A 22,728-nucleotide genomic window follows, 5' to 3' on the forward strand; every position below is an offset into this window, starting at 1 on the left:
CGCAGCGCCGGTGCCGCGCGGCGCAGCGCGCTCACGATGTCGTCGGCCACCACGCGCAGCGCGCGGGCGCGGTCGGAACCGCCGATCGAGGCGGCGGGGTCGTACACGGCCGCCGGGTTCGTCCAGTCGGCGTCCTCGCCCAGCAGGGTCTCGAGGTCGCGCAGGGCGGCCGGTCGCAGTGGTTCGGGCAGATACCCGCCGGCCGCGGTCAGGGTAGGGCGCGGGCTGGGGACGTCGGTCTGCTCGAGCGGCGCGTCGAAGCCGTAGAAGCGCAGACGGTCCGCGGGGGAGCGGCCCGCGTTGTAGCCGCGCAGCCATTCGACGAGTTCGCGATTGCCGGGCACGGCGCCGAAGCGGTGGCTGAATCCGGTGGCGAGCACCGTCTCGAGGTCGGTGGTGGTGGCCCCGCTGATGTAGTCGTCGACGATCGCGGCGGCGAACAGACCGGACTCCAGCGCGATCGACCGGAATCCGCGCTCGGCCAGCTGCGCCAGGAGTTCGTTGCGCAGCAACGGAAATGCCGCGATCCCGTGGGTGGGCTCGCCGAGCGCGAGCAGGACCGGCGGTTCGGCACGGCACGCGAGCAGATCGTCGACGGCACGACCCAGGCTCGCCGCGTCGTCGAGTTCGCGTGCGAGTTCGCGGGGCGTGGTGGCAGTAGGCATGAACACTCCTTGGTCGGCGGGCATGCCTTCGACAGTATCGTTGAAGGTTCGGGTGAAGTTTTCGCGGATTCTTACTGGTGAAAGCCGAAAAAAGCCTCAAAGGAGGGGTGTCTTGCGGCCGATCGATCTGGCCAGGGAACACGGCTTGTCCGCCCAGGCGATCCGCAACTACGACGAGGCGGGAATCCTCGGACCCGCCGACCGCAGCGCGTCCGGCTACCGGCGCTACACGCCCCGGAACGCACAGGCGCTGCGAGCCTTTCTCGCTTTGCGTGGGGGACACGGGCATCAGCAGGCGGCCGCGATCCTGCGGGCCGTCCACCGGGGCGATCGTGAATCCGCGTACCGGCTCATCGACGGCGCGCATGTCTCGTTGCTCGACGAGCGCGCCACCCGCACCGAGGTCGCCACCGCGCTGGGGAGTCTGTCGACCACCGCGCCCGCCCCGATCGCCGGTCGAGCGCTGAGCGTGGGCGAGCTCGCGCGCCGGATCGGAGTGCATCCGGCGACCTTGCGCACCTGGGAAACCGCGGGCATCCTGCGCCCCGACCGCGACCCCGCAACGGGCTATCGCCACTACGAGGCGGCGGGAGTGCGCGACGCCGAGATCGCGCGCCAGCTGCGGCGCGGCGGCTATCGGCTGACCCAGGTCGCGCAATTCGTCGCGTCGCAGCGCGCGGCGGGTGGGGCCGCCGCGCTGAGCACGTTTCTGCAGGACTGGCAGGACCGGCTGACCGCGCGCAGTCGGCACCTGCTCGCCGGTGCGGCCCAGCTCGACGGCTACCTCCGCATGCTCGACGAGCCGTAATAGCGCGTCGTGGTCGGCGAAAGCCGGAGTGGGCGAACCGAAGACGTTCCTCGCCCCTTCCAAGGTATAGCCGACCGGGGGGCTTGCGGCAAGACCCCGGTCGTCCTGCAGAATCGCTCCTCGACGTTCGGACCGGCGAAAATGGGAGTGACGCACGTGCGTGAAATGAAGACCGACGTGATCGTTGTCGGCGCCGGACCTGCCGGACTGATGCTCGCCGGGGAGCTGTCCCTGGCCGGGGTGCGCCCCATGGTGCTCGAGCGGCGCGCGGAGCCGGGCACCGCCCACAAGGCCAGTGGCCTCGGCGGCCGGATCCTGGACCTGCTGCGCTACCGCGGTCTGCTCGACCGCTTCGTCGCCGTCGGCAGCCCGATCCCGGCGCCGATCTTCCCGTTCGGCGGTATGCACGTCGACTTCACCCCGCTGGCGGACGGGCCGATGGACGCGATGGGCATTCCGCAGGCGCGGGTCGAACAACTGCTCGCCGAGCGGGCCGTCGAACTCGGCGCCGAGATCCGCCGCGGACACGAGGTGACCGCGCTCGATCAGGACGACGACGCTGTGACCGTCGAGGTTACCGGGCCGGACGGGCCGTACCGGGTCCGCGCGCAGTATGTGGTCGGGTGCGACGGCGGGCGCAGCCGGATCCGGGAACTGGCCGCGATCCCGTTCCCCGGCAACACCTTTCCCGAGGTCAACCGACTCGGTGTGGTGGCGCTGCCGGACTCGGTCGCCGTCCTCGACGACGGCGGGATCGATGTGCCCGGCCTCGGTCCGATTCGGCCCGGCTTCACCAGGACCGAGCGCGGGGTCTTCGCGATCGGTCCGGTGCGGGCCGACGAGCGGGTGATGTTCTTCCAGACCACCGAGGACGACCTCACCGAATACGACAACGACGATCCGCTGACGCTCGCCGAACTCGGTGCCAGCGCCCAGCGGGTCCTGGGCGCCGAACTGCCGCTGGGTGCACCGGTCCGGTTGTCGCGCTACCAGTTCCAGGCCCGGCGGGCCGAGCGCTACCGGGCAGGCCGGGTCCTGCTCGCCGGTGACGCCGCGCACCTGCTGCCCGCCACCGGCACGGCGCTCAACGTCGGCATGCTCGACTCGGTCAACTTGGCGTGGAAGCTGGCCGCCACGGTGCGGGGCACCGCCCCGGCCGGACTGCTCGACACCTACCACGACGAACGCCACGCCGCGGCGGGCCGGGCCTTGCAGCAGACTCGTGCTCAGGCCGCACTGCGCCGTGGTCAGGACGAGGCCGCCGATGCCCTGCGCGCGGTGTTCCAGGAGCTGTTCGCCGACGAGCCCGCGCTGCGCAGGCTGGCCGGCATGATCTCGGCCGGCGACGTCCGCTACTCGGTTCCCGGCACCGATCCGCACCCGTTGGCCGGCGCTTTCGCGCCCGATCTCCCGCTGCGCACCGAGCAGGGCACGACCAGCGTGGCCGAACTCCTGCACACCGCGCGTCCGGTCTTCCTCGACCTCGCCGACCGCGCGGATCTGCGCAAACTCGCCCTCGACCGGGAACCGCGGATCGTGATCGTCACGGCCGAGACCGAGGACCGGCCCGCCGACGCGCTGTTGCTGCGGCCCGACGCCTACGTCGCCTGGGCCGCGGACATCGACGAATCCGCCGATGTCGCGACACCCGTGCTGCGCGCCGCGCTCGACACCTGGGTCGGTCTGCCCTGACCTGGCCGTCGCGGATCAGCGGACGACGGTGGTCGCCTGCTGGATCCGCGACAGCTTCTCGGGATTGCGCACCACGTAGAGGCCGGTGATCGCACCCTCGTCGAGCCGGAGGGTGACGATGCTGTCGAGCTTGCCGTCGAGCCGCAGGAGCAGGGCGGGCGCGCCGTTGATCTGGGTCGGCTCGGTCGACACCACCCCGGGGAACCGGGGCAGGCCGCCCGCCATCAGCCGCGCGACCTTGTCGGCCCCCACGATCGGCCGCACGACCGCCTTGACCACGCCGCCGCCGTCGGCGAGCAGCACCACCTCGGGCGCGAGCAGGTCGAGCAGTCCCTGCAGGTCGCCGGTCTCGACCGCCCGCGCGAACGCCGCGAGCGCGTCGCGGCTCTGCGTCGAGGACACGTGGCCGCGTGGCCTGCGCGCGGCCACGTGGGCCCTGGCCCGGTGCGCGATCTGGCGCACCGCGGCCGGGCTCTTGTCCACGGCCGCGGCGATCTCGTCGTAGGCCAGGTCGAACACCTCACGCAGGACGAACACGGCCCGTTCGATCGGCGCGAGCGTCTCGAGTACCAGCATCATCGCCATCGAGACGCTGTCGGCCAGCTCGACGTCCTCGGCGACATCCGGCGCGGTGAGCAGTGGTTCGGGCAGCCACGGCCCGACGTAGGTCTCCTTGCGCCTGCCGAGGGTGCGCAGCCGGGTCAGTGCCTGCCGGGTGGCGATGCGGACGAGATAGGCGCGCGGATCACGGATCTCGGCCTGCTCGACGTCGGCCCAGCGCAACCAGGTCTCCTGTAGCACGTCCTCGGCGTCGGCGGCCGAGCCGAGGATCTCGTAGGCGACCGTGAAGAGCAGCTTGCGGTGCGTAACGAAGGCCGCGGTGGCGGCATCGGTTCCGTCGCTCATGGATGGTCCTGTCTGTCGGTGCCGGTCATGCCCATGAGACGCCGCGGCCCACCGGAGTGTGACAGTGGGGTCGGTCACGCTCCGGTTCCACGTTGAAATCCGTCCCCGGCTGTGGATTACTCCGGGAATGGATGCGATCTCGACGACCGAGCGGCCCGCCCGTACCGTCCTGCCGGGCTGGTCGGTGCCGCTGGTGTTCGTCGTCGGCGCGACCTCGCAGTATCTCGGTGCCGCCCTGGGCGTGTTCCTGTTCGACACCACCGAACCGGCGACCGTCGCGTGGCTGCGCGCCGCCGCGGCCGGGCTGGCGTTGCTGGCCTGGCGGCGACCGTGGCGCAGCCGGTGGACCCGGCGGGGGATCGCGGTGGCGGCCGGCTTCGGCGTCGTGACGGTGTCGATGAACATCGTGTTCTACGAGGCGATCGCGCGGATTCCGCTCGGTACCGCCGTCGCCATCGAGTTCCTCGGCCCGGTGGCCGTGGCCACGCTCGGCTCGCGGCGGGTCAGGGACGTGCTCGCGGTTGCGCTGGTCACGGTCGGGGTGCTGCTGCTGGCCGGGGTGCAGTTCGATGTCGAGCCGGTCGGGGTGGGGTTCGCGGTCGCGTCGGCGGTGCTGTGGGCCGGCTACATCCTCGTCGGCAAACGGGTGGCCGACGCCGGTGACGGCCTGGACTCCCTCGCCGTCGGCATGGCGGTCGCTGCGGCCCTGCTCGCGCCGTTCGTCCTGATCCCGCAATCGGCGATCGACCCGTCGGTCTTCGCCGATCCCCGCACCTGGCTGTTCGGGCTCGGCGTCGGCGTGCTGTCGAGCGCGGTCCCGTACGCGCTGGACCAGGTGGTCCTGACCGCGGTCGGCCGGGCCCGCTTCGCTCTGCTGCTCGCGCTGCTCCCGGCCACCGCCGCCGTGGTCGGCGCGGTCGCGCTGGCCCAGCGCCCGACCGTCCCCGAGCTGACGGGTATCGCCCTGGTCATGCTGGCGCTGACGGTCAGCGCGCTGCCCACCCGGCAGACTGCCCCGGAACCGCCCGCCCCGCTGTAGCGCTCCGTCAGGAGATCTTCGCGAGAATGTCGACCGCGACAGCCGTCGCGGCGGTGCGCATGTCGTCGTCGGACAGGTCGAGGTCGCCCATCATCGACACGCTCCAGCTGATCGCCAGCAGCGCCTGGCGGGCGTGATAGACGTCCAGTGGTGCGTGATCGGGGGCCGTCATGAGATCGGCCAGCACCCGGAACTGGTACCGCAATCCCGCGCCGAATCCGAGATCGCGGAAGGCGGGCTGGTTCTCGTGCCAGAACCGCACCATGTCGCGGCCCAGGCTGTGCAGCAGGTGGCTGTAGCGGCGCAGGATCTGTTCGGCGCTTTCGGGTCCAGGGAGCCTGCTCGGGACGACCTGGTCGCACCGCTCGGACGCCCGGTGGCGGTCGGTGATCCGCAGGTCGGCGTGGTGCTCGCGGTGCGCGACTGATCGTGGTTGACCCTGACGTAGCGTCAGGGTCGACGATGCGGGTATGAACACATCGTTTCCCGCTTTCGAGATCAGCCCCGTCCCCGTTCCCGGCCCGGATGCTGTGGCGCCCGAACCGTTCCGCGGGATCTACGGCATGCCGATGTTCGTCACCGTCCCGACCGGGGACCTCGCCGCGTCGGTCGATTTCTGGGTCCGTGGGCTCGGCTTCTTCGACCTGTTCACGGTGCCGGGTCAGCTGACCCACCTGCGCCGCTGGGCATTTCAGGACGTGCTGCTGGTCCCGGGAGACCGTCCGGCCGACGCGCCGACCACGACCGTGAGTTTCTCCTGTGTGCTCGCCGAGATCGACGGCATCGTGGCCGCCTGCGAGGCGGTGACGCCCGGCTGCACGGCCGGGCCCCGGGTCATGCCGTGGAATTCCGTCGAAGTGGAGGTCCGTACCCCGGAGAACCTCCGCGTCATCATGACGGCGGCCCAGCAGTGGGACCCGGACAGCCCGGCCGCCGCGCACCTGCGGTCGATCGGCATCGAGGCGCCTGAGCGATGACGAGCGCCGGGCACGGCACACTGGAGGCCGTGTCCGAACCGCTCACCGTCGGCGTCGCGGCGGAACTGCTCGGCGTCACCACGCGCACGCTGCACCACTGGGACGCGGTCGGGCTGGTGCACCCGTCCGACCGCACGTCCGCCGGCTATCGCCTGTACACGGCGGCCGACCTGGTCCGCGCCCAGCGTGTGGTCGTCTACCGCGAGCTCGGGGTGCCCCTGGACGAGATCGGCGCGCTCCTGGACGCGCCAGCCGCCGACGCCCTGGCCACACTGCGCAGGCAGCGCGACGCCCTGCACGCCAGGATGCGGCGGCTGCGGCGCACGACCGAGGCGATGGACCGGATGATCGAGGCCAGGGAGTCGGGCATCCGGCTCAGCCCCCAGGATCAGGTCGCGATCTTCGGCGGCGACTGGCAACCTTCCTGGGTCGCGCAGGCCCGCGAGAAATGGGGCGACACCCCGCAGTGGACCCAGTACGCCGAACGCGCGGCCGACCGATCGGCGCAGGACTGGCAGCGCATCGCCGAAGACACCGCCGCCCTGCACGCCGACTTGGCCGATGCCCTCCGCGCGGGCGTCGCGCCGGGCAGTGCCCGCGCCGACTCGCTGGCCGAACGGCATCGCGCGTCGATCGCCGTTTACTTCGACTGCACGCACCCGATGCACGTGTGTCTCGGTCGCCGCTACGTCGGTGACCCGGAGTACACGGCCTTCTACGACGCCATCGAGCCCGGCCTGACCAGCTGGCTGAGCGCGGTCATCAATGCCAACGCCAGGGCGCACGGCGTCGATCCGGAGACGGCTACCTGGGACTAGTTCGTCGCCGAACGAGCTGTCACAGTGATGATCCGGTGGCGAGCCGAACGATGCGGCGGGCAGGGTACGCGCGGCCGCCCGTCAGGATCCGCTCGACGCACCTCATTCGGTGAACCCGAACAGCAGCACCGCGAGCACCAGCGCGGCGAGCGCACCCACGTCGATCCGTGCCACCCGCAGCGTCCGCGCATCGAGGGCACGGGGACCGATCGCCATCGTGAGCACGAGAAACGAACCGGTGCTGAGGATTCCGGCCGCGATGGTCACCGGCCGCGCCGACGGCACGAACGCGCCGACGATCAGCCCGATCCCGACCAGCGCGAGCAGCACGGCCCGATGCCGCAGCAACAACTCGAGATCCCGGTTCGGCACGTCCGTGCCGTAGGCCGTCGCCGCTCGCCCCGGCGCGATCGCGACCACACCCGGCAGCACATGCACCAGCCCCACGACCACCAGCAACACCGCGCCGACGACCTCCGCGACCATATATCCACCCTCTCCTCCGACACCGTTCGTGCAAGCATGGCGTTATGGGCGCAGCACCACTTCCGGAAACGTGCCGTCCTGCGCCGACGGTGTGGCTGTGGGCCGGGCACGCGATCTACCGGGGGCCGTCGCTGCGGCTGGACCGCCACTGCGGGTCGGTGGGCTGCCTGGCGGTCGGGCTCGACGGGCCGTTCACGATCGACGCCGACGCGATCGGCACCCGAACGTTGCGCAGCGTTCTGGTGCCGCCACGCACACCGCACCGGATCGTCGCCGACGGGCGAATGCTGTTCTGCTACCTCGATCCCGGCTCACCGCGCGCCGCGGGCTGCCGGAGCCGGATGCGCGTGGACACCGGTGGTTTCGGCATCGCCCACGTCGACGAGTCGACACTGATCCGGCTCGCCGAGGGCGACACCGCCCCTGACGATCTCCTGGACCTGGTGTCCGGAACGGCAGGCCCTGACCTCGATCCCCGGATCGCCGCCGCGACCGCCCTCCTGTGCGCGCACCCAGCCGCGGATCTCTCCGCCGATCAGCTCGCCGCCGCGGTGCATCTGTCGAAATCGCGGCTGCTGCACCTGTTCTCCGCCCAGGCGGGTACCAGCTTCCGGCGGTACCGGGTGTGGGCGCGCATGCTCGCCGTCGGCCGGGCGGTAGCCGAGGGCGCCGACCTCACCACCGCCGCGGCCGCCGCCGGATTCGCCAGCCCGTCGCATTTCAGCGACACCTTCCACGCCCTGTTCGGGCTCACCGCCGCCGACCTGCTGGGTTCCGGCGTCCGGATCGTCGTCGAGGATCCGGGCTTGCTCCTCCCCCGAGGGGAGACGGCACGCTGAGCGTCATGGACGACGACACCCTGTTCACGATCGGCGACGTAGCCGCCCGAACCGGCTTGACGGTCAAGGCGATCCGTTTCTACGCCGACCGCGGCATCGTGGCGCCGACCACCCTCAATCCGGCGGGCCACCGCCGCTACGACACCGCCGCCCTCGCCCGCCTGGAACTGGTGCGCACGCTGCGCGCTCTCGGCATCGACCTCGCCACGGTGCGCCGGGTGCTCGCCCGCGAGGCCTCGATGACCGAGGTCGCCGCGACCCACGCCGACGCGCTCGACGTCGAGATCCGGGCGTTGCGGGTCCGTCGAGCGGTGTTGCGCGCGGTGGCCGCCCGGGAACCGACCCCACCGGAGATGGATCTCATGCACCGACTCGCCACCCTGTCCGCCGCCGAACGACACCGCCTCATCGAGGACTTCGTCGACGACACCTTCGGCCGCTACGCCGCCAACCCCGCCATGGTCGAGCTGGTCCGCGCCGCGGTGCCCGAACTACCCGACGATCCGTCGCCCGATCAGCTCGCGGCCTGGATGGAACTGGCGGAACTGGTGCGCGACACCGACTTCCGTGACGCGGTGCGGCGCATGGCGGCTTACCAGGCCAGGGAACGTGCCGCGGGCGACACGACCGGCCTGCACCACGAACTCACCGAAGCGGTCCGTACCGAGGTCGCAGCAGCCGTCGACGCGGGTGTGGCTGCCGACAGTCCGGCCGCGCGACCGGTGCTCGACGCGCTCACCGCCCGCTACGCGAGCACGTTCGAGCGCCCCGACGACCCGGCGCTGCGCCGATGGATCCTCGAACGCCTCGCGGTCGCGAACGATCCACGCGTGCACCGCTATTGGCGGTTGCTGGCCGTGGTCAACGGCTGGCCGGAACAGCCGGACCTGACGCCGGTGTTCACCTGGTTCGCCCAGGCTCTGCGGGCGGCCACCGCCTGATTGCCGCTCGCCGACTGTGACCCCGCGCCACGGTCGGCGAGCAGGCTCAGCCCTGCGTCAGATAGTTGTAGACCTCGTGGATCGTGATGGTGGGTTCCGCGCTCATCCCGACCTCCCGACTCAGCGGCCGGATGGTGGTCTCGGCGAACTCCTGGAACTGGCCCGCCGACTCCCACACATCGGTGACATGGAATCCGTCGTCGGTCTTGCGCGCCACGTGGAAGACCATCCCTGGCCCGCCCGCCCCGCCGTGCACGAAGCCCATCTTGTCGAGCACCTGGTCGTACTGATCGAGCGTCGCGCCGGTGAAATCGAGTTCGACGACTACAGCCATGACGTCATCTCCTTGCCGAAGGGTCGTGCGGACGTGCGCACGGGATCGCTCGCCGCCATGGCGGCCGAGCTGGAGTGGAGCGACTGTCGGGCCCGGCTCGTCGACGAACGGGGTCGGAGAGGATCGCCGCGACCCGGCGCTCCGATCGGGCCACGCTGTGCGCTGAGCGTCAGCACCACCCCGCGCGAACGGCTGTGGCGCGCGTCACAGTGTAGTCGGCACCCCGGGGGCCGACAAGCACCCACACGTGTTCGCGCGGCCCCGGGCGATGCCCGCGCACTTCGACTGGCACGACGTGGACTCGTGGCCCGATCGTGAACGTCTCGACGACGCCGGACTCGCGGCCTTGTGCGCACGACTGTCGGTGTGGTTCGGCCCCGCCACCGACCAGGGCGCGGACGGCTCGTGAATACCGTCACGTGCTGTCTCGGCCGGTCGGCGCTGCCGAGACGTGAAACCCCAGCGCTCACTGGGCTTTCTGTCGGTGTGTGATCGGCGACGCACCGCCCCGGGCCGCGTGGGGCTTCGTGGCCGCGCTCACAGGCGGGCCTACCTGGTCAAAGGCCGGTCAGGACGCTGATAGGGTGGAGCGCGAGTTAGACATCCTTTAACGGACCGTCCGGTGAGGCGGGGAAGGAGGTCGGCATGGCTGTGCCCGAACGGGCGGCCAAAACCGGCGCGGGCGAAACATCGCAACGGCACACTCCGGAGTGGGTGGCAGCCGGGCGCGAGCTGTTGTCGCCCTCGGACGTGAATCGGACCGTCGCGCGCATCGCCCATCAGATCATCGAGAAGACCGCCCTGGATTCCGGCGACGCCGACGCACCGCGGGTGGTTCTCATGGGTATCCCGACGCGCGGCACCACCCTGGCCAACCGGCTCGCCGCCAAGATCGAGGAATTCTCCGGCGTGCGGCCCGCGCTGGGCTCGCTCGACATCACCCTCTACCGCGACGACCTGCGCAGCCGTCCGCACCGCCCGCTCGAGCGCACCTCCGTGCCCGACGGTGGCATCGAGAACGCCCTGGTGGTCCTCGTCGACGACGTGCTGTTCTCCGGCCGCACCGTCCGCTCGGCCCTCGACGGCCTGCGTGACCTCGGCCGCCCCCGCGCCGTCCAGCTCGCCGTGCTCATCGACCGCGGCCATCGCGAACTGCCGATCCGCGCCGACTACGTGGGCAAGAACGTGCCGACCTCGCGCGCCGAGGACATCTCGGTCCTGCTGACCGAACACGACGGACACGACGGTGTGTATCTGCACCAGGAGGCGCAAGCGTGAAGCACCTGCTGACGGTCGCCGATCTCGATCGGGGCACCGCCACCGAACTCCTCGACGAAGCCGAGCGCTTCGAACAGGCCCTGCTCGGCCGCGAGGTGAAGAAGCTCCCGACGCTGCGCGGCCGCACGGTGATGACGGTGTTCTACGAGAACTCGACCCGCACCCGGGTGTCGTTCGAGGTCGCCGGCAAGTGGATGAGCGCCGATGTGATCAACGTAAGCGCGTCGAGTTCCTCGGTCTCCAAGGGCGAATCGCTGCGCGACACCGCGCTGACCCTGCACGCGGCCGGCGCCGACGCGCTGATCGTGCGCCACCCGGCCTCCGGTGCCGCGCACCAGATCGCGCGCTGGATGGAGCAGTGGGCGCGCGAGGAGAACCGCGCCGCGCCCTCGATCATCAACGCCGGCGACGGCACCCACCAGCACCCCACCCAGGCGCTGCTCGACGCGCTGACCCTGCGCCAGCGCCTCGGCGACATCGAGGGCAAGCGGATCGTGCTGGTCGGTGACATCCTGCACAGCCGGGTGGCCCGCTCCAACGTGATCCTGCTGAACACCCTCGGTGCCGAGGTCGTGCTGGTCGCCCCGCGCACCCTGCTGCCGGTCGGGGTCGAGGCCTGGCCGTGCCGGGTCGCGACCTCGCTCGACGCCGAACTGCCCGGCGCCGACGCGGTCATGATGCTGCGGGTGCAGGCCGAGCGGATGAACGGCGGCTTCTTCCCGTCGGCCCGCGAGTACTCGATCAACTACGGACTGTCCGAGCGCAGGCTCGGCCTGCTCGGCGACGACGCGGTGGTGCTGCACCCCGGTCCGATGCTGCGCGGCATGGAGATCGCCTCGGCGGTCGCCGACTCGCCGAAAGCGGCGGTCCTGCAACAGGTGACGAACGGAGTGCACATGCGAATGGCCGTGTTGTTCCGGCTGCTCGTCGGCACCCAGGAGGTGGCGGCGTGAGTGAACTGCTGATCAAGAATGTCCGGCCCTACGGTGAGGGCGAGCCGGTCGACGTGCTGGTTCGCGGCACCGTCATCGCCGAGATCGGCGGCGGCATCGCGGCGTCGGCCGAGGCCGAGGTGATCGACGGCGGCGGCCAGATCCTGCTGCCCGGCTTCGTCGACCTGCACACCCACCTGCGCGAGCCCGGCCGCGAAGACACCGAGACCATCGAAACCGGGTCGGCCGCAGCCGCACTCGGCGGCTACACGGCGGTGTTCGCGATGGCCAACACCAATCCGGTCGCCGATTCGCACGTCATCACCGATCACGTGTGGCGACGCGGCCAGGAGGTCGGCCTGGTCGACGTGTTCCCGGTCGGCGCGGTCACCGTCGGGCTCGAGGGCAAGCAGCTCGCCGAGATGGGCACCATGGCCGCGGGTGTCGGCCAGGTGCGGATGTTCTCCGACGACGGTCACTGCGTCTACGACCCGCTGATCATGCGCCGCGCGCTGGAGTACGCGAACTCCCTCGGCGTGCTCATCGCCCAGCACGCCGAGGAGCCGCGGCTGACCAAGGGCGCCGTCGCGCACGAGGGCCCCAACGCCGCCCGCCTCGGCCTGGCCGGCTGGCCGCGCGCCGCCGAGGAGTCGATCGTCGCGCGCGACGCGCTGCTGGCCCGCGACGCCGGCGCCCGCGTGCACATCTGCCACGCCTCCACGGCGGGCACCGTCGAACTGGTGAAATGGGCCAAGTCCCAGGGCATCTCGATCACCGCCGAGGTCACCCCGCACCACCTGCTGCTCGACGACTCGCGCCTGGAGACCTACGACGCGGTCAACAAGGTCAACCCGCCGCTGCGCGAGTCCGCCGACGTGACCGCCCTGCGCCAGGCGCTGGCCGAGGGCGTCATCGACTGCGTCGCCACCGACCACGCCCCGCACGCCGAGCAGGACAAGTGCTGCGAGTTCGCGGCGGCCCGCCCCGGCATGCTCGGGCTGGAAACTGCGCTGTCGATCATCGTGCAGACGATGGTGCGGCCGGGCCTGCTCGACTGGCGCGGCGTCGCCCGGGTGATGAGCGAGAAGCCCGCCGCGATCGTCGGCCTCGACGACCACGGCCGCCCGATCGCCGTCGGTGAACCGGCCAACCTCACGCTGATCGACCCCGACGCCGAGTGGACGGTGCACGGCGCCGAGCTGGCGAGCATCTCGAACAACACCCCGTTCGAGGACATGACGTTCCCGGCTCAGGTGTCAGCCACCGTGCTGCGTGGCCGGGTAACTGCCCGCGAGGGCAAGGCGGTCGGGATCTAGGGAGGCCAGGAACGTGGAAAGAACTCTGTGGGTACTGGGGTGTCTGGCCCTGTTCCTCCTGTGCCTGTGGCTGATGTACCGAGCGTGGCAGAAGAAGGCCGCGCGGCAGCAGGCACGCATCGGCGAGCTGCCGACGGTGCCCGCCGAGCTGGGCGCGCAACTACTGGAACCGACCACCGGCCTCTACCTGGGCAGCACCATCGCGCCCAGCTGGCAGGACCGGATCGCGGTCGGTGACCTGGGATTCCGGGCGACCGCCGAACTGACGCGGTTCGAACGCGGAATCCTGCTCGAACGCGACGGGGCGACGGTGATCTGGATTCCGCAGGAATCCGTGGTCGCCGTGCGGACCGAACGCGGACACGCGGGCAAAGTGATGACAGAGAATGGTGTGCTGGTAATTCGCTGGACACTGCCGACCGGAACCGAGATCGATACCGGATTCCGGGGCGACGACAAGACGGTGTACCCGGCATGGACCGCGGATGCGACCAGGGCGACGACGGGAGACGACGAATGACGAAGACAAAGGCAGCCCTCGTGCTGGAGGACGGCCGCGTGTTCCGCGGTACCGCCTTCGGCGCCGAGGGCCAGACCCTGGGCGAGGCGGTGTTCTGCACCGCGATGACCGGGTACCAGGAGACCCTGACCGATCCCAGCTACGACCGCCAGATCGTGGTGGCCACCGCCCCGCAGATCGGCAACACCGGCTGGAACGACGAGGACGACGAGTCGGGCAAGATCTGGGTCGCCGGCTACGCCGTGCGCGACCCCTCGACGATCTCCTCGAACTGGCGCGCCACCGGCACCCTGCAGGACCAGCTCGACAAGCAGAACGTGGTCGGCATCGCGGGCATCGACACCCGCGCGGTCGTGCGTCACCTGCGCACCCGCGGCTCGATGAAGGCGGGCATCTTCTCCGGCGCCGCCCTCGCCGACGACGCGGAACTGCTGGCTCGCGTGAACGGTCAGCCCTCGATGCTCGGCGCCGACCTGGCCGAAGAGGTCAGCACCGACGGCATGTACACGATCGAGCCGGTGGGCGACCACCGCTTCACCGTGGTCGCGGTCGACCTGGGCATCAAGACCAACACCCCGCGCATGTTCGCCGAGCGCGGCGTGCGCACCCACGTGGTGCCGTCGAACACCTCCCTCGACGACATCCTGGCGCTGAACCCCAACGGCGTGTTCCTCTCGAACGGCCCCGGCGACCCGGCCACCCAGACCGGCGCGATCGCGCTGACCCAGGGTGTGCTCGAGCGCGGAATCCCGCTGTTCGGCATCTGCTTCGGCAACCAGATCCTGGGTCGGGCCCTGGGCCGCCAGACCTACAAGATGAAGTTCGGCCACCGCGGCATCAACATCCCGGTGGTCGAAGCGGGCACCGGCCGCATCTCCATCACCGCGCAGAACCACGGCTTCGCCCTCGAGGGTGAGAAGGGCGAGGTGTTCGACACCCCCTTCGGCAAAGCCGAGGTCTCCCACATCTGCGCCAACGACGGCACCGTCGAGGGTGTGCGACTGATCGACGGTCGCGCCTTCTCGGTGCAGTACCACCCCGAGGCCGCCGCAGGCCCGCACGACGCCGCATACCTGTTCGACCGTTTCGCCGGTCTCATGGAAGGAGCCTGATGCCTCGCCGCGAGGATCTGAAGCACATCCTGGTGATCGGCTCTGGCCCGATCGTGATCGGCCAGGCGTGCGAATTCGACTACTCCGGTACCCAGGCGTGCCGGGTGCTGCGGTCCGAGGGACTGCGCGTATCGCTGGTGAACTCCAACCCGGCGACCATCATGACCGACCCCGAGTTCGCCGACTCCACCTACGTGGAGCCGATCACCCCCGAATTCGTCGAGAAGGTCATCGAGAAGGAGCGTCCCGACGCCATTCTCGCCACCCTGGGCGGCCAGACCGCCCTCAACACCGCGGTCGCGCTGCACGAGCGCGGGGTGCTGGAGAAGTACAACGTCGAGCTGATCGGCGCCGACTTCGACGCCATCCAGCGCGGTGAGGACCGGCAGAAGTTCAAGGACATCGTCGCCAAGGTCGGCGGCGAGAGTGCCCGCAGCCGGGTCTGTTACACCATGGACGAGGTCCGCGAGACCGTCGCCGACCTGGGTTTCCCGGTCGTCGTGCGCCCCTCGTTCACCATGGGCGGCCTCGGTTCGGGCATGGCCTACAACGACGAGGACCTCGACCGTATCGCCGGTGGCGGCCTCGCCGCCTCGCCGACCGCGAACGTCCTGATCGAGGAGTCCATCCTCGGCTGGAAGGAATTCGAGCTCGAGCTCATGCGCGACGGCCGCGACAACGTGGTCATCGTCTGCTCGATCGAGAACGTCGACCCGATGGGCGTGCACACCGGTGACTCGGTCACCGTCGCCCCGGCCATGACGCTCACCGACCGCGAGTACCAGAAGATGCGCGATCTGGGCATCGCGATCCTGCGCGAGGTCGGCGTCGACACCGGCGGCTGCAACATCCAGTTCGCGGTCGACCCGAAGGACGGTCGCCTGATCGTCATCGAGATGAACCCCCGCGTCTCGCGCTCCTCGGCGCTGGCGTCGAAGGCCACCGGCTTCCCGATCGCCAAGATCGCCGCCAAGCTGGCCATCGGCTACACCCTCGACGAGATCGTCAACGACATCACCGGCGAGACCCCGGCCTGCTTCGAGCCGACCCTGGACTACGTCGTCGTCAAGGCGCCGCGGTTCGCGTTCGAGAAGTTCCCCGGCGCCGACGCCACCCTGACCACCACCATGAAGTCGGTGGGCGAGGCGATGTCGATGGGCCGCAACTTCTCCGAAGCGCTGGGCAAGGTGTTGCGTTCGCTCGAGACCAAGGCCGCCAGCTTCTGGACCCTCGACGACGGACAGTGGGCCCCACAGGATCCCAGCGATCCGGCGTCGGTGCGCGACGCCATCGAGGCCATCCTCGCCGACCTGCGCGTGCCCACCGAAGGTCGCATCTACCAGGTCGAGCGGGCGTTGCGCTTCGGCGCGAGCATCGAGGAAGTCGCGCTGGCCTCCGGTGTCGACCCGTGGTTCGTCGCCGAGGTCGCCGGCCTGGTCGCGCTGCGCCAGGAAGTGCTCGACGCGCCGGTCCTGGACGAGGACCTGCTGCGCCGCGCCAAGCACTACGGCCTGTCGGACCGTCAGCTCGCCGCCCTGCGGCCCGAGCTCGCGGGCGAGTCGGGCGTGCGCTCGCTGCGCCACCGCCTGGGTGTGCGGCCGGTCTACAAGACCGTCGACACCTGCGCCGCCGAGTTCGAGGCCAAGACCCCGTACCACTACAGCTCCTACGAGCTGGATCCCGGCGCGGAGTCCGAGGTCGCGCCGCAGCGTGAGCGCGACAAGGTGATCATCCTGGGCTCGGGCCCCAACCGCATCGGCCAGGGCATCGAGTTCGACTACTCGTGTGTCCACGCGGCGCAGACCCTCTCGGCCGCGGGCTACGAGACCGTCATGGTCAACTGCAACCCCGAGACCGTCTCCACCGACTACGACACCGCCGATCGCCTCTACTTCGAGCCGCTCACCTTCGAGGACGTCCTCGAGGTGTACCACGCCGAAACCGAGTCGGGCACCGTCGCCGGTGTGATCGTGCAGCTCGGCGGACAGACCCCGCTGGGCCTGGCGCAACGGCTGACCGACGCGGGAGTGCCGGTCGTCGGCACCTCCGCGGCCGCGATCGACCTGGCCGAGGACCGCGGCGAGTTCGGTGACGTGCTCGTCGCCGCCGGGCTGCCCGCGCCCAAGTACGGCACCGCCACCACGGTCGAGCAGGCCAAGAAGATCGCCGCCGAGATCGGCTACCCGGTGCTGGTGCGCCCGTCCTACGTGCTGGGCGGTCGCGGTATGGAGATCGTCTACGACGAGACCTCCCTCGAGGGCTACATCTCCCGCGCGACCGAGCTCAACCCCGAGCACCCGGTGCTGGTCGACCGCTTCCTGGAAGACGCCATCGAGATCGACGTCGACGCTCTGTGCGACGGCGAGGAGGTCTACCTCGGCGGCGTCATGGAGCACATCGAGGAAGCCGGCATCCACTCCGGTGACTCCGCCTGCGCGCTGCCCCCGATCACCCTGGGCCGCAGCGACATCGAGGCCGTGCGCCGCTCGACCATCGCGCTGGCCAAGGGCATCGGCGTGAAGGGCCTGCTCAACGTGCAGTACGCCCTCAAGGACGACATCCTCTACGTGCTCGAGGCCAACCCGCGCGCGAGCCGCACGGTGCCGTTCGTCTCCAAGGCGACCGCGGTGCCGCTGGCGAAGGCCTGCGCGCGTGTCATGCTCGGCGCCACCATCGCCGAGCTGCGCAAGGAAGGCATGCTGCCGCCCGAGGGCGACGGCGGCCACGTGCCGCTGGACGCGCCGGTCGCGGTGAAGGAAGCCGTGCTGCCCTTCCACCGGTTCCGTCGCGCCGACGGCTCCGGCGTGGACTCGCTGCTGTCGCCGGAGATGAAGTCCACCGGCGAGGTCATGGGCATCGACGCCGACTTCGGCACCGCCTTCGCCAAGAGCCAGGCCGCCGCCTACGGCTCGCTGCCGACCGAGGGCACCGTGTTCGTCTCCGTCGCCAACCGCGACAAGCGCGCCATGGTGTTCCCGATCAAGCGCCTGCACGATCTGGGCTTCCGCATCCTCGCCACCGAGGGCACCGCGGAAACCCTGCGCCGCAACGGCATTCCGTGCGAGCAGGTGCGCAAGCACTCCGACCCGGAAGCCACCGACCCGGCGACCGGCATGCCGGAGGCCTCGATCGTCGAGCAGATCCGCGACGGCGAGATCGACATCGTGTTCAACACCCCCTACGGCAACTCGGGGCCCCGCGTGGACGGCTACGAGATCCGCACCGCCGCGGTGGGCGCGAACATCCCGTGCATCACCACCGTGCAGGGCGCGGCCGCGGCGGTGCAGGGCATCGAGGCGAGCATCAACGGCGGCATCGGCGTGCGCTCGCTGCAGCAGCTGCACTCGGTGCTGCGGGGCTGACATGCACAGCTTCGGTCACCGGTTGCAGCACGCCATGCGGGAATTCGGCCCGCTGTGCGTCGGCATCGACCCCCACCCCGGCCTGCTCCGGGCGTGGGGGCTCACCGAGGACGTCGACGGGCTCGAGGCGTTCGCCGAGATCTGCGTCGAGGCCTTCGACGGCCGCGTCGCCCTGGTCAAGCCGCAGGTCGCGTTCTTCGAGACCTACGGCTCGGGCGGTCTCGCGGTGCTCGAGCGGACCATCGAGGTGCTGCGGGCCTCGGGCACCCTGGTGCTGGCCGACGCCAAACGCGGCGACATCGGTTCCACCATGGACGCCTACGCGCACGCCTGGCTCGGTGACGGCCCGCTGGGCTCCGACGCCGTGACGGTCTCGCCGTATCTCGGGTTCGGGTCCCTGGACCCGGCGCTGAGTCTGGCGCAGGCCAACCATCGCGGCGTGTTCGTCCTCGCGGCGACGTCGAATCCCGAAGGCGCGCAACTGCAGCGGATCACCGCCGCGGACGGCCGCACGATCGCCCAGACCATGGTCGACGAGGCGGCGGCCCGCAACGCGGGCCACGGCTTCGGCTCGGTCGGCGTGGTCGTCGGCGCGACGCTCACCGAGGCGCCGGACCTGTCGGCACTCAACGGCCCCATCCTGATGCCCGGGGTCGGCGCGCAGGGCGGGGGAGCGGACTCCATCCGCGCCCTGGTCCCCGCGGCGAACCTGACGGCCGTGGTGCCCAATGTGTCGCGCGAAGTTCTCAACGCGGGCCCGTCGGTGACGGCGCTGTGCGACAAGATGACTCAGCTGCAGGAGGAGTTCGCCTTCCTGCAGGCCTGACGACAACGAGGGGCCGGGGTGGCGAAATGCTGCCCCGGCCTCGTCGTTTCCATCGCGTTCCGCGGTCAGGCGAGGCAGTAGGTCGCGGTGACCGTCGCGAACAGCGACAACGCGTCCGACGACGCCGCCGAGCCGAGGACCATCGTCAGCGAGCGGCCATCGGTCGACCGGAACGCATACGAGACGTATCCGAGCAGCTCACCGCCGTGCCCCCACAGCTCGTCACCGCACGGTGGGGCGAAACGCTGCAGGCCCAGACCGTAGTGGAAACCCATGCCCATCGGGACGGTCTCGCGCATCCGGTCCAGCGAGGCGGGGCTGATCAGCCGCCCGCCCAGCAACGCGGCGTAGAACGCATCGAGATCGGCTGTGGTGGAGAGCATTTCGCCTGCGGCCCAGTCCAGCGACGGGTTCATCTCGGTCACGTCCACACGGCCCGCGCCGTCGATGTCGCGATGTGCGGTGAGGGCGGGTGCGGGGAGGCGGGGGTCGTCGCCGGGCACGGTGGTGGCGGTCAACCGCAGGGGAGTGAGAACGCGGTTGCGGATCTCGTCGCCGTAGCGGTGGCCTGTCACGTGCTCGATGAGCAGGCCGAGCGCGATGTAGTTGGTGTTCGAGTACCGGAAGCGGGCGCCCGGCGCGAAATACGGGTCGTGGCGCACCGCGGTGGCGAGCAGATCGCGGGGCGCGTGACTGCGAAATCGATCGTCGCCGCGCCACCGGTTCGTCGACAGGCCGGGTTCCTTCATGTAGTCGTAGAGCCCGCTGGTGTGATTCATCAACTGCCGCACCGTGATCCGGTTTCCGTCGGGAATCGGGTCGGGTAGCTGTGCCGCGATCGAACCATCCAGGTCGACCTTGCCTTCGTCGACCAGTTGCAGCACCACGGTGGCGACGAAGGTCTTGGTGATGCTGCCGATCCGGAACCTGCTGTGTGGGTCGGGCGTGGACTGCCCGGTGCCGCCGTACTGCCACTCCCGTTGCCGTTCCCCCTCGGAGATCCGAAGCACGATGTCGGTATCGGTCCACCGCGCCGCGGCCTCGACCGTGTCCCCGACCACCCGCCAACGCGCCGTCACGAGGACGGTGGCGGCCACCAGCACGGCCGTCAGCACGGTGCCCAGAACGACCGCAGAGGCACGAAACAGTTTCTGTCGCATAGGGTTCGACGCTAGGGGCGCTCCGTGCCGCCAACGAGGGTGCAGGCCCCGGGACCGGGGTGCGGAAAACCCCACCCCTCGACTGCGGTCGCACCCCGCCGACCGGATGGTTGGCGCTACTGATCGCCGAGCGCCGCGTTCCTAGCGTCGAAAGCATGGAAACGACAGGCACTTCGACCGAACTGACCGGCATCGCGGGATGGGCGGTCCAGTTGATGGAACAGCTCGGCGGACTCGGCGCCGGCATCGCCATCGCACTCGAGAACCTCTTCCCCCCGCTGCCCAGCGAGGTGATCCTGCCGCTGGCGGGGTTCACGGCCGGCCGCGGCCGGTTCGGCCTCGCCGAGGTGCTGCTGTGGACGACGCTCGGTTCGGTCCTCGGCGCGCTGGCCCTCTACGGCCTCGGTGCCGCCCTGGGCCGCGACCGGGTGCGCCGCATCGTCGACCGGCTGCCCCTGCTGCGCCTGTCCGACCTGGACCGCACCGAGGACTGGTTCGCCCGCCACGGCGACAAGGCGGTGTTCTTCGGCCGCATGATCCCGATTTTCCGCAGCCTGATCTCGATCCCGGCCGGTGTCGAACGGATGCCGGTGGGGCGCTTCACCGTGCTGACCACCGCGGGCAGTCTGCTGTGGAACGCGGTCTTCGTGTTCGCGGGGTACTTTCTCGGGGAGAACTGGCACGTCGTGCAGACCTACGCCGGTGTGCTGCAGAAACTGGTCATCGCCGCGGTGCTCGTGGCCACGACGTGGTTGCTGGTCGGCCGTCTTCGTGACCGACGCGGCCGGATCGACGTCCGATGACGACGGCTACCGCACCGCCGATGTCGGGGCGGCGGGCCGAGACCGTCGTGTCGCCGCCGTTCGCCCCGTACGGTGCTGTGACCGTGCGGCGGTCATCGATGTGGCCGGGGCACGGGAGGATCGGGTGATGGGTTCTTCTCCGGCGCGATCATCGCGCGGCGCCGCGGCGATCGCGGGGTATCTGCTCGGCGTCGTCACCGCGCCGCTCGACCTGCTCGGTGTGCTGGCCGCGCCGGTCGCGATGCCGGTCACCGATCGGATCGTGGCGGTCGAGCGGTGGCGGGTGACGCGGCTGCTCGGTGTTCGCGCGACCGCTGCCCCCGGGGGCGCGCGGGCGGCCGGATACCTGGCGGTTCGCGCGGTGATCGGGTCGGTCGGGGCGGTGGTGCTCGCGCTGTGCGGTGCGGGCGTCGTGGTCGCGGCGGCCCTGGTGTACGGGGCGAGCACCGGCGCCGCGGTGGCGATCGTCGATGCCACCGCACCGGGGCAGATCACCTGGACGACGGTGGCGGTGGTCGTGCTGCCCGGCGCGGTGCTGTGTTTTCTCGGGGTGCAGGGGCTGGTCGGAGTGGTGCGGGCCGAGGCGTGGGCGCTGCGGCGCAGCGTGCGGCCGGGCTCGGGCGAGCTGGCCCAGCGAGTGGCGCAGCTGACCACGACCCGGGCCGAGGTGGTCGACATCATCGACGACGAGCGCCGCCGCATCGAACGCGACCTGCACGACGGCGTACAGCAGCGCGTGGTCGCCCTGTCCATCCTGCTCGGGCGGGTGGAGCGCGAATCCGACGGCGCCGCCAGGGCCGAGCTGCAGCGGCGCGCGATCACCGAGACCGGCCACATCCTCGACGAATTGCGTGAGGTGTCGTGGCGCATCTACCCGGCGATGCTCGCCCGCGACGGACTCCACGCCGCGCTCGAGGCCCTGGTCGATCGGACCCCGCTGCCGACCCGGCTCGACTACGCGCTCACCGAGCGTGCCCCGCACCGGGTCGAATCGGCCTGCTACTTCGCCGCCAGCGAGGCGATCACCAACGCGATCAAACACTCCGGGGCCGCGGCCGTCGCGGTCGGCGTCGAGCGCGACGGGCCGGTCGTGCGCCTGCGGGTGCGCGACGACGGCATCGGTGGCGCCGACCCCACCGGCCACGGGCTCGCGGGGATGGCGACCCGGGTCACCGCGATGGACGGCACGATGAGGGTGGACAGCCCGCCGGGCGGCCCGACGACCGTCACCGTGGAGGTTCCGTGCGAATAACCCTGGCCGAGGATTCCGCGCTGCTGCGCGAGAGCCTGGCCCAGCTGCTGACCGCCGAGGGCCACGAGATCGTGGACTCCGTCGGCACCGCGACCGAGCTGCTCGCCGCCGTGCGGGTCCGGCCGCCCGATCTGGTCATCGCCGATGTCCGGATGCCTCCCGATCACGTCGACGAGGGCATCAGAGCGGCACTGGAGATCCGCCGGGACCAGCCGGGTATCGCGGTCCTGGTGCTCTCGCAGTACGTCGAGCGCAGGCACGCCGCGGAATTCCTGACCGGCACGGGCGGCATCGGCTACCTGCTCAAGGACCGGGTCGCCGCGATCGGCGCGTTCCTGGACGCCGTCGAGCGGGTCGGCGCGGGCGGCACCGCCTTCGATCCGGAGGTGGTGCGTCAGTTGCTGCTGCGCAATCGCGCCGATGCGCCGCTGCACCGGCTGACCGAGCGTGAGCGCGCGGTGCTCGAGCTCATGGCGCAGGGCCTGAGCAATGCCGCGATCTGTCAGCAGCTGTTCGTCACTCGTAGCGCCGTCGAGAAGCACATCAACGCGATCTTCACCAAGCTGGACCTCCCCGCGGGCGAAGCGCACAACCGGCGCGTTCTCGCGATCCTGCAGCACCTGCGCGCGGGTGCGGTCGACGCCTAGCCGGTGCTCGTCGCG

At 70.7% G+C, this 22,728-nt stretch carries 24 protein-coding genes; 18 read left to right on the forward strand and 6 right to left on the reverse strand.

What is annotated here, in order from left to right; translation table 11 throughout:
• The coding region (locus V8688_RS19060) for an erythromycin esterase family protein (protein WP_342801374.1) at nt 1-665 on the reverse strand (665 nt) is incomplete at its 3' end.
• Nucleotides 666-777: 112 nt separating this feature from the next.
• Here V8688_RS19060 and V8688_RS19065 point away from each other — a divergent pair.
• On the forward strand, nt 778-1,473 hold the full coding sequence (locus V8688_RS19065) for a MerR family transcriptional regulator (protein ID WP_342801375.1): 696 nt from the start codon (nt 778-780) through the stop codon (nt 1,471-1,473).
• Nucleotides 1,474-1,638: 165 nt separating this feature from the next.
• Complete coding sequence (locus V8688_RS19070; RefSeq protein ID WP_342801393.1) at nt 1,639-3,165, forward strand: FAD-dependent monooxygenase; 1,527 nt, start codon at nt 1,639-1,641, stop codon at nt 3,163-3,165.
• A gap of 15 nt (nt 3,166-3,180) precedes the next feature.
• Here V8688_RS19070 and V8688_RS19075 read toward each other — a convergent pair whose 3' ends face one another.
• Nucleotides 3,181-4,071 carry an RNA polymerase sigma-70 factor gene (locus V8688_RS19075; protein WP_342801376.1) on the reverse strand — a complete coding sequence of 297 codons (891 nt, stop codon included), beginning with the start codon at nt 4,069-4,071 and terminating at the stop codon, nt 3,181-3,183.
• Between the two features lie 127 nt (nt 4,072-4,198).
• On the opposite strand from V8688_RS19075, the gene V8688_RS19080 reads away from it, so the two are divergent.
• Nucleotides 4,199-5,110: an EamA family transporter gene (locus V8688_RS19080; RefSeq protein WP_342801377.1), complete on the forward strand. Its 912-nt coding sequence runs from the start codon at nt 4,199-4,201 to the stop codon at nt 5,108-5,110.
• 7 nt (nt 5,111-5,117) lie between these two features.
• On the opposite strand, the gene V8688_RS19085 is transcribed toward V8688_RS19080, so the two are convergent.
• Nucleotides 5,118-5,588: a hypothetical protein gene (locus tag V8688_RS19085; protein ID WP_342801378.1), complete on the reverse strand. Its 471-nt coding sequence runs from the start codon at nt 5,586-5,588 to the stop codon at nt 5,118-5,120.
• Here V8688_RS19085 and V8688_RS19090 point away from each other — a divergent pair.
• Together V8688_RS19090 and V8688_RS19095 are read left to right on the forward strand one after the other, a co-directional pair.
• Nucleotides 5,581-6,087: a VOC family protein gene (locus V8688_RS19090; protein ID WP_342801379.1), complete on the forward strand. Its 507-nt coding sequence runs from the start codon at nt 5,581-5,583 to the stop codon at nt 6,085-6,087. The two genes, V8688_RS19085 and V8688_RS19090, sit on opposite strands and share 8 nt — an antisense overlap.
• A 29-nt stretch (nt 6,088-6,116) precedes the next feature.
• Nucleotides 6,117-6,905: a MerR family transcriptional regulator gene (locus tag V8688_RS19095; RefSeq protein ID WP_342801380.1), complete on the forward strand. Its 789-nt coding sequence runs from the start codon at nt 6,117-6,119 to the stop codon at nt 6,903-6,905.
• 102 nt (nt 6,906-7,007) lie between these two features.
• On the opposite strand, the gene V8688_RS19100 is transcribed toward V8688_RS19095, so the two are convergent.
• The gene (locus V8688_RS19100) at nt 7,008-7,391 is read right to left on the reverse strand and encodes a hypothetical protein (RefSeq protein ID WP_342801381.1); all 384 of its coding nucleotides are present in this window, start codon (nt 7,389-7,391) and stop codon (nt 7,008-7,010) included.
• Between the two features lie 44 nt (nt 7,392-7,435).
• On the opposite strand from V8688_RS19100, the gene V8688_RS19105 reads away from it, so the two are divergent.
• Complete coding sequence (locus tag V8688_RS19105) at nt 7,436-8,230, forward strand: AraC family transcriptional regulator (RefSeq protein ID WP_342801382.1); 795 nt, start codon at nt 7,436-7,438, stop codon at nt 8,228-8,230.
• A 5-nt stretch (nt 8,231-8,235) separates the two neighbouring features.
• The gene (locus V8688_RS19110) at nt 8,236-9,171 is read left to right on the forward strand and encodes a MerR family transcriptional regulator (protein WP_342801383.1); all 936 of its coding nucleotides are present in this window, start codon (nt 8,236-8,238) and stop codon (nt 9,169-9,171) included.
• Nucleotides 9,172-9,217: 46 nt separating this feature from the next.
• On the opposite strand, the gene V8688_RS19115 is transcribed toward V8688_RS19110, so the two are convergent.
• The gene (locus tag V8688_RS19115; RefSeq protein ID WP_342801384.1) at nt 9,218-9,505 is read right to left on the reverse strand and encodes a hypothetical protein; all 288 of its coding nucleotides are present in this window, start codon (nt 9,503-9,505) and stop codon (nt 9,218-9,220) included.
• A 247-nt stretch (nt 9,506-9,752) separates the two neighbouring features.
• On the opposite strand from V8688_RS19115, the gene V8688_RS19120 reads away from it, so the two are divergent.
• The 8 genes from V8688_RS19120 to pyrF all read left to right on the forward strand — a co-directional run bounded on the left by V8688_RS19120 (nt 9,753) and on the right by pyrF (nt 18,851).
• Complete coding sequence (locus tag V8688_RS19120) at nt 9,753-9,914, forward strand: hypothetical protein (RefSeq protein WP_218721667.1); 162 nt, start codon at nt 9,753-9,755, stop codon at nt 9,912-9,914.
• Nucleotides 9,915-10,150: 236 nt separating this feature from the next.
• Nucleotides 10,151-10,783, forward strand: a complete 633-nt coding sequence (pyrR, locus tag V8688_RS19125; protein ID WP_255588659.1) for a bifunctional pyr operon transcriptional regulator/uracil phosphoribosyltransferase PyrR — start codon at nt 10,151-10,153, stop codon at nt 10,781-10,783.
• Nucleotides 10,780-11,736, forward strand: a complete 957-nt coding sequence (locus V8688_RS19130; RefSeq protein WP_218721669.1) for an aspartate carbamoyltransferase catalytic subunit — start codon at nt 10,780-10,782, stop codon at nt 11,734-11,736. Before pyrR ends, V8688_RS19130 begins: the two co-directional genes overlap by 4 nt.
• On the forward strand, nt 11,733-13,031 hold the full coding sequence (locus V8688_RS19135; RefSeq protein ID WP_218721670.1) for a dihydroorotase: 1,299 nt from the start codon (nt 11,733-11,735) through the stop codon (nt 13,029-13,031). The genes V8688_RS19130 and V8688_RS19135 overlap by 4 nt, the downstream gene beginning before the upstream one ends.
• 13 nt (nt 13,032-13,044) lie before the next feature.
• Nucleotides 13,045-13,551 (forward strand): transporter, encoded by a 507-nt coding sequence (locus tag V8688_RS19140; RefSeq protein ID WP_218721672.1) that lies wholly within the window; start codon nt 13,045-13,047, stop codon nt 13,549-13,551.
• Complete coding sequence (gene carA / locus V8688_RS19145) at nt 13,548-14,663, forward strand: glutamine-hydrolyzing carbamoyl-phosphate synthase small subunit (protein WP_218721673.1); 1,116 nt, start codon at nt 13,548-13,550, stop codon at nt 14,661-14,663. Before V8688_RS19140 ends, carA begins: the two co-directional genes overlap by 4 nt.
• The gene (gene carB, locus V8688_RS19150) at nt 14,663-18,025 is read left to right on the forward strand and encodes a carbamoyl-phosphate synthase large subunit (protein WP_218721675.1); all 3,363 of its coding nucleotides are present in this window, start codon (nt 14,663-14,665) and stop codon (nt 18,023-18,025) included. The genes carA and carB overlap by 1 nt, the downstream gene beginning before the upstream one ends.
• Before the next feature lies 1 nt (nt 18,026).
• Nucleotides 18,027-18,851 (forward strand): orotidine-5'-phosphate decarboxylase, encoded by an 825-nt coding sequence (pyrF, locus tag V8688_RS19155; RefSeq protein WP_342801385.1) that lies wholly within the window; start codon nt 18,027-18,029, stop codon nt 18,849-18,851.
• Between the two features lie 65 nt (nt 18,852-18,916).
• Here the strand turns inward: pyrF and V8688_RS19160 are convergent, their stop codons facing one another.
• Nucleotides 18,917-20,011: a serine hydrolase domain-containing protein gene (locus V8688_RS19160; RefSeq protein ID WP_218721679.1), complete on the reverse strand. Its 1,095-nt coding sequence runs from the start codon at nt 20,009-20,011 to the stop codon at nt 18,917-18,919.
• A 155-nt stretch (nt 20,012-20,166) separates the two neighbouring features.
• On the opposite strand from V8688_RS19160, the gene V8688_RS19165 reads away from it, so the two are divergent.
• From V8688_RS19165 to V8688_RS19175, 3 genes are all read left to right on the forward strand, one after another.
• The gene (locus tag V8688_RS19165; protein ID WP_342801386.1) at nt 20,167-20,814 is read left to right on the forward strand and encodes a DedA family protein; all 648 of its coding nucleotides are present in this window, start codon (nt 20,167-20,169) and stop codon (nt 20,812-20,814) included.
• 127 nt (nt 20,815-20,941) lie between these two features.
• Nucleotides 20,942-22,066 carry an ATP-binding protein gene (locus V8688_RS19170; RefSeq protein ID WP_316575314.1) on the forward strand — a complete coding sequence of 375 codons (1,125 nt, stop codon included), beginning with the start codon at nt 20,942-20,944 and terminating at the stop codon, nt 22,064-22,066.
• Nucleotides 22,057-22,713 (forward strand): response regulator transcription factor, encoded by a 657-nt coding sequence (locus V8688_RS19175; protein ID WP_218721683.1) that lies wholly within the window; start codon nt 22,057-22,059, stop codon nt 22,711-22,713. The genes V8688_RS19170 and V8688_RS19175 overlap by 10 nt, the downstream gene beginning before the upstream one ends.
• The last annotated feature ends 15 nt before the right edge of the window (nt 22,714-22,728 follow it).

It is taken from the genome of Nocardia sp. No.11 (assembly GCF_038752175.1).
Lineage (GTDB): Bacteria > Actinomycetota > Actinomycetes > Mycobacteriales > Mycobacteriaceae > Nocardia > Nocardia canadensis.

What these genes read in the sequence shown, in the direction of transcription:
- V8688_RS19070 (WP_342801393.1), top strand. Translation starts at nt 1,639, where the DNA reads ATGAAGACCGACGTGATCGTTGTCGGCGCCGGACCTGCCGGACTGATG.
- V8688_RS19075 (WP_342801376.1), bottom strand. Translation starts at nt 4,071, where the DNA reads ATGAGCGACGGAACCGATGCCGCCACCGCGGCCTTCGTTACGCACCGC.
- V8688_RS19080 (WP_342801377.1), top strand. Translation starts at nt 4,199, where the DNA reads ATGGATGCGATCTCGACGACCGAGCGGCCCGCCCGTACCGTCCTGCCG.
- V8688_RS19090 (WP_342801379.1), top strand. Translation starts at nt 5,581, where the DNA reads ATGAACACATCGTTTCCCGCTTTCGAGATCAGCCCCGTCCCCGTTCCC.
- V8688_RS19100 (WP_342801381.1), bottom strand. Translation starts at nt 7,391, where the DNA reads ATGGTCGCGGAGGTCGTCGGCGCGGTGTTGCTGGTGGTCGTGGGGCTG.
- V8688_RS19105 (WP_342801382.1), top strand. Translation starts at nt 7,436, where the DNA reads ATGGGCGCAGCACCACTTCCGGAAACGTGCCGTCCTGCGCCGACGGTG.
- V8688_RS19110 (WP_342801383.1), top strand. Translation starts at nt 8,236, where the DNA reads ATGGACGACGACACCCTGTTCACGATCGGCGACGTAGCCGCCCGAACC.
- V8688_RS19115 (WP_342801384.1), bottom strand. Translation starts at nt 9,505, where the DNA reads ATGGCTGTAGTCGTCGAACTCGATTTCACCGGCGCGACGCTCGATCAG.
- pyrR (WP_255588659.1), top strand. Translation starts at nt 10,151, where the DNA reads ATGGCTGTGCCCGAACGGGCGGCCAAAACCGGCGCGGGCGAAACATCG.
- carA (WP_218721673.1), top strand. Translation starts at nt 13,548, where the DNA reads ATGACGAAGACAAAGGCAGCCCTCGTGCTGGAGGACGGCCGCGTGTTC.
- carB (WP_218721675.1), top strand. Translation starts at nt 14,663, where the DNA reads ATGCCTCGCCGCGAGGATCTGAAGCACATCCTGGTGATCGGCTCTGGC.
- pyrF (WP_342801385.1), top strand. Translation starts at nt 18,027, where the DNA reads ATGCACAGCTTCGGTCACCGGTTGCAGCACGCCATGCGGGAATTCGGC.
- V8688_RS19160 (WP_218721679.1), bottom strand. Translation starts at nt 20,011, where the DNA reads ATGCGACAGAAACTGTTTCGTGCCTCTGCGGTCGTTCTGGGCACCGTG.
- V8688_RS19165 (WP_342801386.1), top strand. Translation starts at nt 20,167, where the DNA reads ATGGAAACGACAGGCACTTCGACCGAACTGACCGGCATCGCGGGATGG.
- V8688_RS19170 (WP_316575314.1), top strand. Translation starts at nt 20,942, where the DNA reads ATGGGTTCTTCTCCGGCGCGATCATCGCGCGGCGCCGCGGCGATCGCG.